14 protein-coding genes and 2 pseudogenes are annotated in these 14,825 nt (G+C 43.5%); 2 read left to right on the top strand and 14 right to left on the bottom strand.

The window, feature by feature from the left end; genetic code table 11:
* Positions 1–310 precede the first annotated feature (310 nt).
* From EI981_RS14150 to EI981_RS14135, 4 genes are all read right to left on the bottom strand, one after another.
* The gene (locus EI981_RS14150; RefSeq protein ID WP_126999145.1) at positions 311–709 is read right to left on the bottom strand and encodes a VOC family protein; all 399 of its coding nucleotides are present in this window, start codon (positions 707–709) and stop codon (positions 311–313) included.
* 33 nt (positions 710–742) lie between these two features.
* A complete protein-coding gene (locus tag EI981_RS14145; RefSeq protein WP_162616174.1) occupies positions 743–1,693 on the bottom strand; it encodes an RNA polymerase sigma factor in 951 nt (316 codons plus the stop codon).
* A gap of 132 nt (positions 1,694–1,825) precedes the next feature.
* Positions 1,826–2,308: a GyrI-like domain-containing protein gene (locus EI981_RS14140; RefSeq protein ID WP_126999141.1), complete on the bottom strand. Its 483-nt coding sequence runs from the start codon at positions 2,306–2,308 to the stop codon at positions 1,826–1,828.
* Between the two features lie 243 nt (positions 2,309–2,551).
* Positions 2,552–3,979, bottom strand: coding sequence for a sigma-70 family RNA polymerase sigma factor (locus EI981_RS14135; RefSeq protein WP_126999139.1), 1,428 nt, complete (start codon positions 3,977–3,979; stop codon positions 2,552–2,554).
* Between the two features lie 465 nt (positions 3,980–4,444).
* Between EI981_RS14135 and EI981_RS14130 the strand changes: the two are divergent.
* Positions 4,445–5,131 (top strand): annotated as a pseudogene (locus EI981_RS14130) (IS1595 family transposase); the annotation flags it as partial.
* Positions 5,132–5,229: 98 nt separating this feature from the next.
* Positions 5,230–6,033, top strand: a complete 804-nt coding sequence (locus tag EI981_RS14125) for a hypothetical protein (RefSeq protein WP_126999137.1) — start codon at positions 5,230–5,232, stop codon at positions 6,031–6,033.
* 486 nt (positions 6,034–6,519) lie between these two features.
* Here EI981_RS14125 and EI981_RS14120 read toward each other — a convergent pair whose 3' ends face one another.
* From EI981_RS14120 to EI981_RS14080, 10 genes and pseudogenes are all read right to left on the bottom strand, one after another.
* Complete coding sequence (locus EI981_RS14120) at positions 6,520–6,735, bottom strand: hypothetical protein (RefSeq protein ID WP_162616173.1); 216 nt, start codon at positions 6,733–6,735, stop codon at positions 6,520–6,522.
* 55 nt (positions 6,736–6,790) lie between these two features.
* Complete coding sequence (locus EI981_RS14115; RefSeq protein WP_227011853.1) at positions 6,791–7,918, bottom strand: efflux RND transporter periplasmic adaptor subunit; 1,128 nt, start codon at positions 7,916–7,918, stop codon at positions 6,791–6,793.
* A 12-nt stretch (positions 7,919–7,930) separates the two neighbouring features.
* Positions 7,931–8,800 (bottom strand): carbohydrate ABC transporter permease, encoded by an 870-nt coding sequence (locus tag EI981_RS14110; RefSeq protein ID WP_127004674.1) that lies wholly within the window; start codon positions 8,798–8,800, stop codon positions 7,931–7,933.
* Between the two features lie 18 nt (positions 8,801–8,818).
* Positions 8,819–9,721 (bottom strand): carbohydrate ABC transporter permease, encoded by a 903-nt coding sequence (locus tag EI981_RS14105; protein WP_126999131.1) that lies wholly within the window; start codon positions 9,719–9,721, stop codon positions 8,819–8,821.
* Positions 9,722–9,761: 40 nt separating this feature from the next.
* Complete coding sequence (locus EI981_RS14100) at positions 9,762–11,174, bottom strand: ABC transporter substrate-binding protein (RefSeq protein ID WP_126999129.1); 1,413 nt, start codon at positions 11,172–11,174, stop codon at positions 9,762–9,764.
* 213 nt (positions 11,175–11,387) lie between these two features.
* Entirely contained in the window at positions 11,388–11,810 is a 423-nt protein-coding gene (locus EI981_RS14095; RefSeq protein WP_126999127.1) for a hypothetical protein, read from the bottom strand.
* 149 nt (positions 11,811–11,959) lie between these two features.
* The gene (locus tag EI981_RS29640; protein ID WP_227011852.1) at positions 11,960–12,109 is read right to left on the bottom strand and encodes a hypothetical protein; all 150 of its coding nucleotides are present in this window, start codon (positions 12,107–12,109) and stop codon (positions 11,960–11,962) included.
* Positions 12,106–12,225, bottom strand: a pseudogene (locus EI981_RS14090) (arginase family protein); the annotation flags it as partial. The gene EI981_RS29640 and the pseudogene EI981_RS14090, both read right to left, overlap by 4 nt.
* Positions 12,226–12,590: 365 nt before the next feature.
* A complete protein-coding gene (locus tag EI981_RS14085; RefSeq protein WP_126999125.1) occupies positions 12,591–14,144 on the bottom strand; it encodes a DUF4179 domain-containing protein in 1,554 nt (517 codons plus the stop codon).
* On the bottom strand, positions 14,141–14,710 hold the full coding sequence (locus EI981_RS14080; RefSeq protein ID WP_126999123.1) for an RNA polymerase sigma factor: 570 nt from the start codon (positions 14,708–14,710) through the stop codon (positions 14,141–14,143). The genes EI981_RS14085 and EI981_RS14080 overlap by 4 nt, the downstream gene beginning before the upstream one ends.
* Positions 14,711–14,825: the final 115 nt, after the last annotated feature.

The following is a 14,825-nucleotide window of genomic DNA, read 5'->3' as shown; positions in this document are numbered from 1 at the left end:
ACAGGAACTTGGTCCCTTAGACAGTGGTAGTCATGAATAACCATCACCAGCAAGTGCAGGAGTTTGAATAAGTTTTACATCCTTCCCGTTTAAGGTAGCCCGTTAGCTGAATAAAGGCAGCCGATCGTTTTCTGGTCGGCTGCCTTCTTGTCTTTGCTGACCTAACGTGTCCCGTTAGCGCAATGACTTAACATTTCACTGTGATACGGTTATTCACACTGTCTGGTCTGTAACGGCAAGATAATACAAAAAAAGGGTGCCTCAAACGTCATATTGGATGACTTTTGGCAACTTCCGCCTTAATCCCTTATCATTTATGGTTTTGGCATACCGTAATCACATTGAAATCATCATCACGCATGTTGAAAAAAGATACAAACTCATTCCGGATGATGCCACCATAAATGATTTGGAATCCCAAACTTTCTATTAAAACAGCTGCTTCATCTATATCATCAGCAGGCACAAAGCAAAGCGGTGGAGCTTTATCTGGAATTGGAACATTGTCCATTCCGTTGGAATCGATCATAACGTCCGTTCCGTTCGGCAAATGAAGGATATGCATGTGACCGAAACGCTCCTGCTGCTCACTTGGGAGGTTAAATAGCCTGCTGTATCGCTCTGCCGACTTTTCAAGATTTCTGGACCAAAGAATTACGGAACTGATCTGACTCCGAATGGGATTCTTACTTTCTACAGGTCTAATCATTGTCGCCTTCCTCCTTGTTTTGAGCTTAAAAGACTATTTTTTCTCGCGCCAATCCAGGTTTGGAGCTTTCTGCAGCTGCACCGGTACTCCAAGTATTTTCCCTGCTTCGAGCAACAATTCTTTACAAAAATAATAACCTCGATGATACACAATCCGATTGTCTTCGAAATCAAATTCACGTATATCGTGAAGAACAAGCCCTAGCCCGGTTTCAGCCAATACCACGAATACTTTTCGGCCCCACAAAAGCTCCAACGAAACATGCAAAACCAGCCCTCTGTGTTTGAAAGAACCATTAAGCATTTCTTTCTTTGAATATTCCTGAAATCCGGGTTTTGCATCATTATGAATACTTTCTTCAAACATCCCAAGAATACTGTCCACATCGCCGCTCCTCATTGCCTGAAGTAAGGTATCGAGCAGCAAAGCGTTTGATTCTATTTTTTCTGGATGAATTTGATCCGGTAATATGTTGCAATGCTTGCGAATATTAGCCCTCGCACGGCTAAGAGTTGCATAGACCGAACCTTCCGTCATTCGTACCATCCCGGCTACGTCGGAAGCGGTAAAGCCGTATACTTCCATCAGCAGGAAAACAGCGATTTGCCTCTGCGGCAGATACTGGACCAATACTTCCAGTGCCTCGATCATTTCCAATGGATTAACCGTTTCTTCGTGAAAATCATTGGAGTCTAGTTCTGAATATGTATCCATTGAAACCTTTTTCTTCCGAAGACCATCAATTCTCGTATTTGTAGCAATTCGGAATAAGTAAGATTTTAATGAGAGCGGGTGCCAGATCTGGGCCATTGTTGCGAAAGCTTTTAATAACGTTTCTTGAAATAGGTCCTCTCCATCCCAGGGAGAACCCGTTAAATAACGGCAATATCTCCAGAGAGATGGGCGATGGGGTTCGATTAACTCCTCGAATTTCTTATGTAATGCTCGAGTCTCTTCAACAATTGGATCGTAAGATTCGGACATGGCATCCATCCCTTCCTGTTTTTATATAAGACGTGTAGAATATTGAAAACCATACGGTTGCATTGAAAATATTTTTATTTGGCGTATAAATTCATCTTATTATTTACGTGTCCCATTTGTGTAATATACAATTCATATCTTCTTTACTGGACAGAATATTTTTATTTCATTCCGTTCATCATCTGATTCTATCATTGTCTTCTCATCGTATCTTTCAAAATAATATGATATATCATCGTAGACATAGCCATTTTCATTCATCCACTTAGTCGTATAATCATAGGCGGTCTCCGTCTTGCTTGCTTGCCCCCTATAGTGAGTGACTGAAAAAATGCGAGGCAATAGATGGATATGAAGCATTCCATGCGGTAAGCTTTCGAGCGGTTCAACTTCAAAACAGCAATAAAAGTCTATTGTCCCAGTGTTTCCTTTGTAGTTTGGAGGTGATATGCCGTATGTCACATTGGGGTTCTTTATGTTCTTAATTTCATTACGCCTTCTTATCAACTCTTCAAATGCACGTCCAATGCTTTCCCCTAGATTTGACATATTAGCACTTGCTCTTACCCCAACAAATGCAGAGATATTGCTAGTTTGAACGATTTCAATCTCCAATTAACTCACTCCCAATTGTGATTATCCCTTCCTATTCTATTTTTATCCATAATATTCCTCTAATTACTGTCAGAAAGATGCTTAATTTTTTCGCTATCCTGCCCTTTACTTCAATAAAAACGTCAGCTGATCCTTGATCGGCCGCCGTTGTGTTGTTCTGAACTATCGTGTCCCGTTACTTTAACGGACCTTTTTGTATAATACCCCATTCTGTCCATAACGATAAGTTTCATCATCAATACTCTACATTTTACTAACTTGTCCACGATGTACTGCGCTGCATATGGCTAGTGAATTCCCATCTGGGTCATAAAATCCACTTGCTCCATTCATCTTAACTTTACGAGTATGCAACCCTGATAGCATAGGCTCAACATTTGCTGAGTAGAAGTCGATTACACTATGGGTTATATTCGTGTAGCTGTTCACAAATGCAAGTCGTTGTTCATCATGTGTTTCAACCAAGTAAAAGTTTGGTACTCCAAGCCGTTCGCCTCCGTCAAGATAAAGCATTGCAGCCTCCCAATCTCTCTCTGGTTCACCAAGAACTTTCATGCCAAAGGTCTCGGTATACCAGGCAACAGCTTTTTTCAAATCCGTGACAGGAATTTCTACGCCTGCAACACGCGATACGAACGGATGCGCTTTTGGAATTTCTTGATTACCTCCTCCTTGACCAGTGAGTTCAACATTACAAACCCCAAACGAATTACCGTCGCAGTCCCGGAAACCAAATCCTTGACGATTCGGTTCCTGCTTCCAATCAATCTCATTTACATCAACACCACGTTCTTTTAGAAAACGATAGTACCCTTTAAGATCATGCGTATAGAGGTCAATGACACTTTGAATATAACCATGCCGCGTATTCTTAAATATTAATCGTCGAGTATCTTCTGTCTTTACTAGATATACGGATGGCACACCAACCGCTCCCGATCCGCCTTGAAAGTGCAACATCGCCGCTTTCCATTCATCGTTCCATTCTCCTTGAAGTTTCGCACCGAGCATTTCACCGTACCATTCAACTGCCCTGCGCAAATCAAATACAGGAATTTCAATCGTAGCAATGCGTGGCACAATCGCACGCAGGACTTCTCGTTCGATGTTTTGTTCAAAGCCATCATCTTTCATTAAATCATCCATCAATACAAACAGCTCCTTCTTAAGCGAATCTTTTGACCTTCTAATTCGACTCTCCGCCGCGTTAATAGAAATATCAAGTATTTCTGCGGTTTCTTTAATGGTAAAGCCACCTAAATAATGGAGTGTTGATGCAAGCCGTTGTGGTTCTTTTAGGGAGTTGAAAGCATCGAAAACCTTCCTTCTTACGTCACGCTGCAATACAAGTTCCTCAACCGATTGGTCAATCTGCAGATCGTAAGCAATTTCAAGTGACATATATCTTCCTTCCGTTCTTAGTGCATTCAGACTCAACCTCCTGACGATAGAATATAGCCAACTCCCAAGTTTCTCTGGATTTTTTAATGAATGCATATTCATGTACGCTTTAAGAAAAGTTTCTTGCGCTAAGTCTTGCGCAGTATGATAATCCCGAACCACTTCATAAGCAACGGCGTGCAAGACATTTGCATATTTACGGACGATGGCACCAAAAGCCTCCCAATCTCCAAGTAGAGCCGCTCGCACCCGTTCAATATCGTCACTCACTGTTTACCCTCCTTTTATTAAGTAGACACATTACTCTCTCAGTTTCCGTCGGTCTTCGCCCGAGAAAAATTTGCATATAAAAAAACTTCGACACTTATGTTCGAAGTCCTTACTACGGGTTCCCCAAAAATGCTTCTTTTCCATTACATGTGATACGGTCCATACTATTATTATTCCACTAAACTGCCCGTTAGCTTAATGAACTAATGCAGTGAAATGTAGTTTAATTCTTATCTAATCGGTAATAGGACTATGTTCTTGTCCTCCGTTGATATTTGACACATACGAACTAACGTTCTATGCTTAGGGTAATATACTATTCGGAGATGATTTACCCATGGATTTAAAGGAACTGAAAAGGCTTGCTGATACATTGGACGATAACGGTAAGCGAGAGCTTATCAACTTTTTGGCAGTCCCGAACCAAGGGTGTGGCGGTTCCAGTTCGAGCGATTGATGAAATTCAGAAAATGTGCAGAGCAGTTAAATGGTGAAGTCACGCACGTCACCTTGTTTTATTGGCGACATAAGATTCTTGCCGCTCTAAAGCAGATTCCAACTGAAGCTTTCCAGGGAATCGTCGAAATGGACGAAACGTATTTCTTATTCTCCGAAAAGGGCAAACGGAATATATCCGAACGTAAGCCACGTAAACGTGGCGGAAAAGCCAAATATCGTGGTATTAGTAAAGACCAAGTATGTGTGCTCGTTGCCCGTGATCGTCAGAAAATGACTTACTCTGGCGTACTTGGGCGTGGACGTATTCGGACTACAAAATTGGATGAAGCGATTGGTGTTCATATATCAGACTCAAACGTGCTATGCACAGATTCGTGGAGAGCATTCAGTTCCTATGCGAATTCAAAGGGACTGGCTCATTACCGATTCAAGTCCGACGGAAAACAACGTGTAAAAGGCGTGTACCATATCCAAAACGTAAACAGCTACCACAGCCGCTTGAAGAAATGGATAAACCGCTTTAATGGTGTTGCAACCAAATATTTGCAACATTATTTGGCTTGGTTTCGTTATATTGACAGCAAGGAATATGAGATTACCTCATCGAATAAGAAAAATATGTTGGTCAAATCGTGCCTGTTTATTGTTACCGACACGAATACAAAACTTAGGCTGTCTGCTTATTCTTGTTAAGCTAAACGGGCAGGATAGTTGAAAGCTCATTTCAGCTATAAATTTTGTATTAGTAATTTTGAAGAGAAAATTATTTGTGCTGAGGGTGGTGAAAATAAATGAATGCATATGAGCTTATGATAAAAACAAATCACTACTTAATTAATGGTGGAAGCTTAGCTGACTCACAAAAAAGTAATATTGTCGGTCAATTATTTTCGGCACTAACTAAACCAGAAAAGGCAAAGAGTTTCTATAAGGCTGTCAAGTTTACTAATAACATTGACGGCTATGGGCGGCAGATGTATCCGGTTTTCTTTATTCCACCATATAACGATGGAGTAAAGCTCAAAACTATTTATAATCAAACACCAAAAACTCATATATTCTCCGCTAATATGTATGAACTTGAAATTATCCGCTTACTTTACCTTCTTGCACCAAATAACCCTAATGTAAAAGAAATAGTGGATAAAACTCTTACACGCCTGAAAACCACATGCTTTGGTAACTGTGATGATGGAGTGGGAGAGTGCTTTGATACATCGCTTGTTGTATTACGCTTTCTTGCAACGGTATCTCCTGAAGATACAGATTGGATAAAAGGCAGATTTGATAATTATTACTGTCATGTTGGAGACAGAAAACGCCCATGGTTTGCAAAATGGTATTTCTGGCTCTGCCTTTCTGAACTACCATTTGAAATTGCTGAATCAGAGATTAACAAATATAAAGGTGAGATAATGCCATGGCTGACAACAAAGAGTGCGGTCATGAATAGCGAACACGATAAAACGATTCACCCTGTCATTATCTGTATGCTTCGCAACTTAATGAGCAGATATCCAGAATACGCACACATAAAAGAACGTCAACCTTACATAAGTGAAAAAGACGGAAGATTACATTTTGATATAGCCTAATCATAATAAGCATAAAAATTAGAGTTCAATTAACGTTTATTAAGCTAACGGATTACTATAGCTCAACAAACCGCCTTTTCACCAAGGCGGTTTTCTTATGGTCAAATATCAACATTAGAATTTAACATAGCCTAATTAAAAAGACCACTGATTCCGAAATTCAGTGGTCATCTTAGAAATTCAATTTTGGCTTTCCTCCGACTGATTTGGACATTTAAAGGATAGTTTTTTGATCTCAAAATTTCTTTCTTCACTTAAATGGTAATACTCAACTATATTATTTTCACTATTTGTTGATTCCAATTTAAATGCTACCTTTGGTAAACATCTTTGTTTCATAATCTCAATTTCAACCCTTGTCCACTCGTTTTCCTTTAGTTTGAATATTCTCAGACGTTATGCTGTGACATTCCAGTCTTTTAAACTAATATTAAGCTCTAATTTCCGCTTTACCACTATTTGTGTGATACGATTCCCTTATGAAACTCACTGGTACTCGTTAGGACATTCACCCGCTCTAGAGGCAATAATTACAGATAGGTAATCTTGTATCATTTCTCGGGTAACGTTCATTTCGATAAGATATAAGTCAGCCAGTGTTTTCTTAAATCGAAAAAGCGTTTCTCTATCATCTGCATCTGCTGGAACTGGTGTATACTCCACCCAAAAAACAGTTCTTGCAACAATGATGTTATAATACATCATTAGTCTTCCCTAATGCTTAGCCGAGATAATGTTGGCACTTTACGTCGAATGTCTACATGCGAATCTTGTTGCCCTCCTGTAAGGGTTCACTGCTCTCTATAATGATAGATTCTTGATCAAACAGTCCGCCGGTGACGGCAGATTGCGACGAATTGGCATCATCAACCGTGATATAAACTTTACGAACATAAAAGGCATTGCCGAGCGGCCCGTCCTTTTGCTCAATGCCAAATACATATTTCTTGCCACCTTCATCATGAATAGCCGCATTAGGTACGAGCACCACATCCTCCAGCGTTTGGGTCAAATCAACCTGGGCTGCTTCACCTTCCTTAGCAGCAGGGTCCTGAATGGAGAGAATGAGCTTCTTCATGGGAACCGTAGAATTCCCAGTTGCACTTTCCCCAATATCTGAATTCACAGGATCACCATCCTGAATGCTCTCAATCTGCCCCTTCATTTGTCTGGCTTCCATGCCATTCACTTGCACATCCAGCTCATCCCCGGTCTTGAGCAGGGTAACTGCCGGAGCTGGCAATGATAGCTCTAACATCAAGCCCAGATTTTGATTAGAAATCATCACATCCGGTCCGCTGGAAGGAAAACCTTCCATTGCGTTAACTTTGGTTACTATTCCCGCAAAGGGGGCGACCAGCTTCGAATTCTCCTTTAGGCTGTCCTGCAGTTTTTGAATGCGCCGCTTCTGGGTCTCGATATCAATCTCATGACTTTTATAGGCGGTTGTTGCGTCATTGATTATTTTTTCATCCCCGCCTTGTATGGCCTCCTTTAAGGCATATTGCAAACTGCCCGTGGACAGCTTTAATTTGGCGAGACTTCCTTGTTCATCCTGAATCTGCTGTTTGATGTCCTTGCTGTCATAAGTGATGAGCGTCTGTCCTTTTTGCACCACATCGCCTTTCTTGACCTCCACCTCCTTCACTTTCCAGCTAGAGGTATTGCTTAGTTCAGTCTCTGCTTTCCATTTCAGAACGCCGGTGCTCTGAAATTCGTGACTCAGCACGCCACGGCTCACCGTGAAAAGCGCTACCTTCGGCAAGGTTAACGACATTAACGTATTGCTGAACAAGGTGAATAAGATCAGCAGCCCGAGAAACACGCCTGCGATTACAACGATTGTCTTCTTGCGCCCTGCATGTTCCATTTCCAATGTGATCACCCCGTGAATGAATTACCCTTTAATGCCCGATAATTGAATGCCTTCAATAAAATACGACTCCGCATATAAAAACATCAATACCATGGGAGCCATATACAACGCCGATGCAGCGAACGCCACGCCGCGGGCCCCCTCATTAATTCGTGACAAGTATAAGGACAACGGCTGTTTGAAGGCATCCTCTAAAAAGATCAGCGGCTGCTCCACCATGTTCCAGTTATCCACGAACAGCAGTACCGTCAAGGCTGCCATGCCCGGCTTGATAAGCGGAAGCATGATCGAGTAGAAAATCCTCAACTGTCCAGCCCCGTCCATCTTGGCTGCCTCAAGGTAAGAATACGGAATATGCAGCATGAACTGCCTCAGCATAAACACACCGAACGCACTGAATATTCCCGGCAAAATAATCGCAGCAGTGCTGTTCATCAGCCCCAGCTTGTCTGCAATAATGTAACTAGGAACAAGCGTCACCTGAAACGGCATCAGCATCGTCATTAAGTATACGACGAACAGTTTCTCCCTTCCCCAGAAGCGGAGCTTGGCAAAGGCATAGGCTGCCAGTGAAGCTACAACTACCTGCCCGATGATGATCGGCAGCACCATAAAGACAGAATTCCAGAACATGTGCATGAAGAGAGGTTTATGCACCAGCACTTCCCCATATTGGCTCAAAGAAACCCAGTCGGGAATCAGCTTCAAGTTAATAAAACCGTTCTTCTCACCTGCTGCAACGTTGACCATTTTCCCAATAAGATGATAATTATAGTCAATTTCGCTCTCCGTCATTAAAGAGTTCGAGAATGTGATTAGGATTGGAAACAGCATCACCAACGCGAAAATACTCATTACTACCGTCAACGCTATTTTGCGAAACAAAACCATTTTACTCACGGTCCTTCCTTATTCCATAAAGCTCCGGAAGCGGCGTTCCATCATCAGCATGACGCTTACGAAGAGGAGGATAGCGGCTACCATAAGCGTAGCTGCCGCCGTCAGCTTTTGCACATCCAGTGACATGAACATGTTGTTCATATAATGCTGAAGCATGTAAATGCGATCATTCGGATAATCGCCAGCAATCAGGTATGTCTCCCGGAACACTTTGAAGGAGTTAATGATCGACATCAGAACCACAAAGAACATCGTCGGCGTCAAATAGACCCATGTGATATGCAGCCACTTATGCAACCCACTCGCGCCTTCTATATCTGCAGTCTCATAGTAATCCTTCGGAATACTTTGCAGACCTGCAAGAAATAAAATAATGTTGTAGCCGATGTTCTTCCATATATACACCACCACCAATACCACCATGGACCACTCCGACTTCATCCAATCAATCCGTCCCATGTGCAAATGCTGCAGCCACACATTCAGGGTTCCATTCCAATCGAACAGGATTTGCCACATCATCACGATCGAGGCTACCGGAACCACCAGCGGCAGTACAAAAGCAGTCTGGAGCAAGTTCCGAATAAACAATCTACGGTTGAGCAACTGCGCAAAGCAAAGGGACAGCGCAATAATGAGCGGAACGCTTACTCCCGTAAAGAGCAGCGTATTTGCAGCCGCCTTGCGGAACGAGCCACTGGATAGCACCGCCTGATAGTTGTCGAGGCCTACAAACGTACCGTCGACGGTACTGTCCTGGAAGGAGTAGAGCAGCCCCGTGGCAAACGGAATGAGATAAAATACGGAAAATCCGATCAAGCTAGGTGCGAGGAAAAGTACCGCAGCCATCCAATCTTTGCGTAGCAGCCTGATTCCTCTTATCCCCTTGATCCCCTCATGTTTTCCTGTCATCTGTCGCACCTCCTTCCCTTGCTGCTACTCATTCAGATAGCTACTCATTCAGATAAGTAGTTACTCTGTTCTGAATGAGCTTGGCTACTTCGTCAGCCGACTTCTGACCGGTGAAAAAAGCCTGTGCCTCCGCGGTGATGATCTCGTCAATCTTGGAGGGCTTGAATTGTAGCGTGTACGTCGCCCCGTTCAGGAATTTGTCCAAATCATCAATATCCTGCTGTGTGATTTTGAAGCTCTTGCCTTTCATCGGCCCGATCGGTTGATCAGACTGAATGGACCCTTTTTGAACCAACTCTTGCGCTTTTTTCGCATAAGAGGCTTTATTCAGCGGAAATCCGGTACCGTCGGGTTTACTCTGCATTTCATCCGACAGCAGAAACTTCACAAAATCCCACGCCTCGGCTTTTACAGTTGAACGATCATTCAGCCCAATCGTCTGGTAGGTTGAGAAGGAACCACCCGGATGCTGCGGATCGGCATTTGGACTCAAATAAAGCTTCGAGGTATAGGCATTGCCACCAGTAATGAATTCACTCTTCCGCAACTCCTCGATATAAACCTTTGGTGAGTTGATCTGAGCGGTGCGGAACAACGGGAAGCGCGCATCTGCATCGACTACTTTTTTATCGAACAACGTTTTTACCAGTTGAAGTAGGTTGGTAAAGTCGCTGGATACAAAATTGGCGCTCCTCTGCTCCAGATTGATGAAGGTTGCATATCGTTCATTCACAAATTGCGTGGTCATATACTCCGGCGTGCTTCTGCCCAAAGCATACTGGTGGTCCTTGTCGGCTCCTTTAGTTATAGCCTGGGCTGTCGTGATGAACTGCTCCCAATTCCACTTGCTGTCATCGAATGTCACACCACTCTTCTTAATAGCATCTTCATTGCCCATCAGACCATAGATAAAGAACCCGATTGGCAAGCCGTACATTCCACCGTTAACCTTTATCCCTTCCAGAATGTTAGTGAAATATTGTTCTTTTTTAAATTCAGGGTCATGGTCCATGATGTCGCCAAGATTGGCCAGCATTTTTTGCTTCACATAGTCGCCAGACGGCAACTGATCCATCTCGATTAAATCGGGCCCTTGTCCCGAGAGCATCGCCGTGCCCGTTGTTTTTATAAATTTCTCCAGATTCTCTTCCAAATGCGCATCATCCGTCTCAACCGATCTCAAATCAATTGTAATGTTAGGATGCTTGGCTTCATATTTTTTCTTAGCTTCTTTAAAGTAATCACTCGGGAAAAAGGTAGAAAACACCACGGTCTTCTTCTCCGTAGTGGAAGGTGCGCCCAAGCCTCCCGCCTTCACTTCACCAGCGCCGCCGGTACTGGTTCCCCCGTTATTTCCATCGGCACTCCCCTTAGGATTTCCAGTACCAGCACTGCAAGCAGAAATGGTTAATACGAACATCACTGCCAATATCATCAGCATGACTTTTTTCATAACGTATACTTCCTTCCGGTTCTTTGATAGTGTTCTTGTCTCCCCTTTGCCAGGTACTTTAACAGTATAGAGAGCGGAAATATCAAAAGTGAGATAGAGTTGTATAGAAGTTGTAAAGTTTGAAGTGCGGGTGGCAGCACGCAAAAAAAGGCTGATTCTAAGCCATATTCATGACTTTGAACCAACCTTGTATATAGATTAAGTTTAATCCCTCTACCGTTTGGAATTATAACTTAGCAGCGCCATGACATCCTTGCTGAAGCCTACGACTTCATTACTGCTGAAATTAACTACGACACAATACTTCAGGGTCTTATTATCCTCGCTCGTATAATACAGCTCCGCATTGGAACCCCAACGGGTTATATCGAGCTGTAGGGTTAACTCAGTCAACGGATAGTTTCCATGTTCTTCTAAAAAACGATCGGCAAGATCAAAAACCTTTTCTTCCGAATAACGCAGCATAGCTCTGCTTTCCCGGTAGGAACGCAGAATCTTCAACACGTCGCCATCCTTGGCATTTAATACAATATCATAAGACTCCTCAGGAACCTCCGAAGACGTCAATGTCACATAATACAGTCCGCCGGTAATAGCTTGGATATCGTTGGTGAACTGCATTCTTTGCTGGGACATGCCTTCCCGATTTTTTTGAAAAAACGATACAAAGACCTAAACGCTTTGTCACCCGTATTAAATGGAAACGGGACTCACCGAGGCACTCCACATGTATTGATTAAGGAAACACAAATACTCATAAAAAAACGGCATCTCTGCCGAGTGTGTTAGGTGTTGGTGAACCTTAGCGGGATTGAACCCCTGACCTCATCGCTGCCAGCGATGCGCTCTCCCGTCATGGTCGGTTTCACTGCCCCAAAACAAAGAGGAATGCCCGCTCCCGTTAAGGAGCAAGCGTTCCTCTTTAATGACTTCATTTATTTAGAATTGGTATTTCTCCAAGCAGATTCTTCAAATTAATAGCATCCCACGGCATATGTTCCGTTATACCTAATCCAACGACATCGGTCTCTTCAGATAATTCTTGAATCAAATCGGATTTCAAATAAAGTGTTCCGGTTACAACTGCAAGATCCATATCTCCTGTGTTCCTCTTCGGCAGACTAAGTGCTTTAATTCAGTCACAATGATTGTATTGGCTAAGGAAATCAAATGCTGCAGCACTTCTTTGTACTTTTTTGTCGGTTATAGGTATAAATCATTCGTAATGCTTCAGAGAGTGACGCAGCCCTTTCTGGATTATGTGCCTCATTGAAATTTTATTATCCTACCCGTTAGCTTAACAAAAGGTTAGATCCATCGGGATGGGATCAAATTCTTGTCATCCGACAGAAATTGAATATGTGATAACAAAAAAACACGCCATTGAAGGCGTGTTTCCGATTTAGGCCCTGCTGATCAAGGCATCAACGAAACCGTATAATCACGGTTCACCGTAATCGAATCTCCGGTTCGGGACAGTGTGAGCGTATACTGGTTTAGCTTGGGCGCTGGAATATAGACGTTCAGATAATCCGACTTGCTGTAATCCTCGGCGATGCCGAAGCCATTCACATGGAAGGACTTCATGTCCTCCCTTTGTTTTTTCCTGTAAGCATCGTAAGTTTCGGTTCCTACTTTATTGAATTTCTCCGTAATATTCTCCCCCTCAACGATACCAAAAGATACACCCTTCAGCCTCTTCTGTTTGGGACTGTCTTTTTTGATCTTCAAATGCAGATACCCTTCGGGAACGTAGTCCGCCCCTTCAATAACGATTTCTTTATTCTTAAAATGTATCGTACGCGGAAATTCGCCGTTTAAAGGCAATTCCAGCTTCTCACTTGGCTTGAATTCGCCTACCTGAAGACTTCCAATATGAAGCGTCAATGAACGGACATTCGGTTCGAAATAAACGGACGATGAGAACGGCAATTGCAGCTTTCCTCCCTCATAATACAATAGACCTGAGCCTGAAGGATCGTACCGATACTCACGGCCTTGATCATCCTTCAAATACGGGGCAGTCTCATCGTCTCTCGGAAATTCGTAGTACCATCCCTCAGGCCCTTTCAAAATCAGATTCATCGTCGTCGGTTGAATCGTCACCTTTTCCAAGCTCAGTTCCTTCAGATCAAAATCACCAACAGGCAGCGCCTGCTTCGGTTCTAGCACTTTATTGTGCAGCAGCTTGTCAGGCTGAATCGACACTTTAATAGTCCCCATTTGCTGGATATCTAAATTACGTCCCTCATCGGTAACAGTTCTTTTGGTAACCTCTAGCTCAAGTTCGGTGCCCTGTGCCAAAAACTGCTTAACAACGCCATCAGATAACTGATACTTATACGTTTCCTGCAGCACCGGTTTCCCGCTGCTATCGGCAGTCGGGATGACAGACGAAGAGGTCGTCGTTCCTTGGCCAGCCAAGGTATTGGTTGGAGAAATCCAGATCGATACCGGACTGCTCCCATCGGTTATATCGAATGCGTCAGTCTGAATAAAGCTTTTGAACAGCAGCTCCTCTTCCGTCAGATAGATGTCGCTGATCGTAATAATCGTGCCGTCTATCTTCATCGTCACCGGATCGATTGGTATATAGTCGTGGTTCATCGCCGTCTGGACACCGTCTTGCTCCCGGATATGCTTTAGCCAATCGATAGCGATATCGATGCCAGGCACACCTCTGAAAAGCGAAGCAAAAGCAGGCGATATGGTAACACCTGCAAAGAACGTTACCACTAAGATCACCGCCACAGCCGTGCCTTTGAAGACGACAGGAATCTTCCGCCGCTTGGACCGTATAGATACAATCGGTTGCGATTCGATCTTCGGGTTGCCATCCAGCGCTAGCTCGCCTCGATCGAATTTGCCGGGCAGCTCCTCCGCGAATTGAAACAACGATTCGGGTACCGAAATCATTTCCAGCGCTTGCTCTAAGCCTGCTTTCAAATCCGTATCACGTTCTCTACTCATATCGTCAGCTCCTTTGCCTGCCCTTGCGCCCGTTGAAGCGCAGCGCTGAGTTTTAGTCTGGCATGATATAGCCGGGACTTGACCGTGCCTTCTTTAATGTCCAGAAGAGTGGCGATCTCCTCGATTTTTAGTTCCTGAAAGTAGTACAACCCGACAACGATCCGCTGATTCAGCTCCAGCGTAATGATCGCCTCGAACAGCCGCTCCGACTGTTCCTTCTGGAGCAAACTTTCAAGCGGTGTAGAGGCCGCATCTTGAATCTCCATGCCATCGATATCTACGGTAATTTTATATCCCTGCTCTTTCCTCGCGATATCAACCGTCCGGTGAGCTAGCAGCCGGCTGAACCAACCATAAAGTCTGTTAATTTCTTTACCGCTTACGATCGTCGAATACAATTCAATTAGTGCGTTCTGTACCGCTTCCTCCGCCAACGGCTTGGATTGCAGCATCATATATGCGGTCCGGTAAGCCTTCGGAATCAGCGGATTTACCAGCGTCCGGAAAGCGTCTTTATTCCCCTGCCTAATCTCATCCATTAGCCGTTGTTCGTTCTCCACTTCCATGATGTCTCTCCTCTCACATTTGTCTCTCTATATATAAGGCGTAAAGAACCAGATTTCGGTTCAATTATTTCTCGTAAAATTTCAAAAAAATTCATAACGTCTCGGGGGAAACAAA

The sequence above is a fragment of the Paenibacillus lutimineralis genome (assembly GCF_003991425.1).
Taxonomy (GTDB): Bacteria; Bacillota; Bacilli; order Paenibacillales; family Paenibacillaceae; genus Fontibacillus; species Fontibacillus lutimineralis.
Note: the sequence above shows the minus strand (reverse complement) of the source record. Positions and strands in the feature narration are given on the sequence as shown.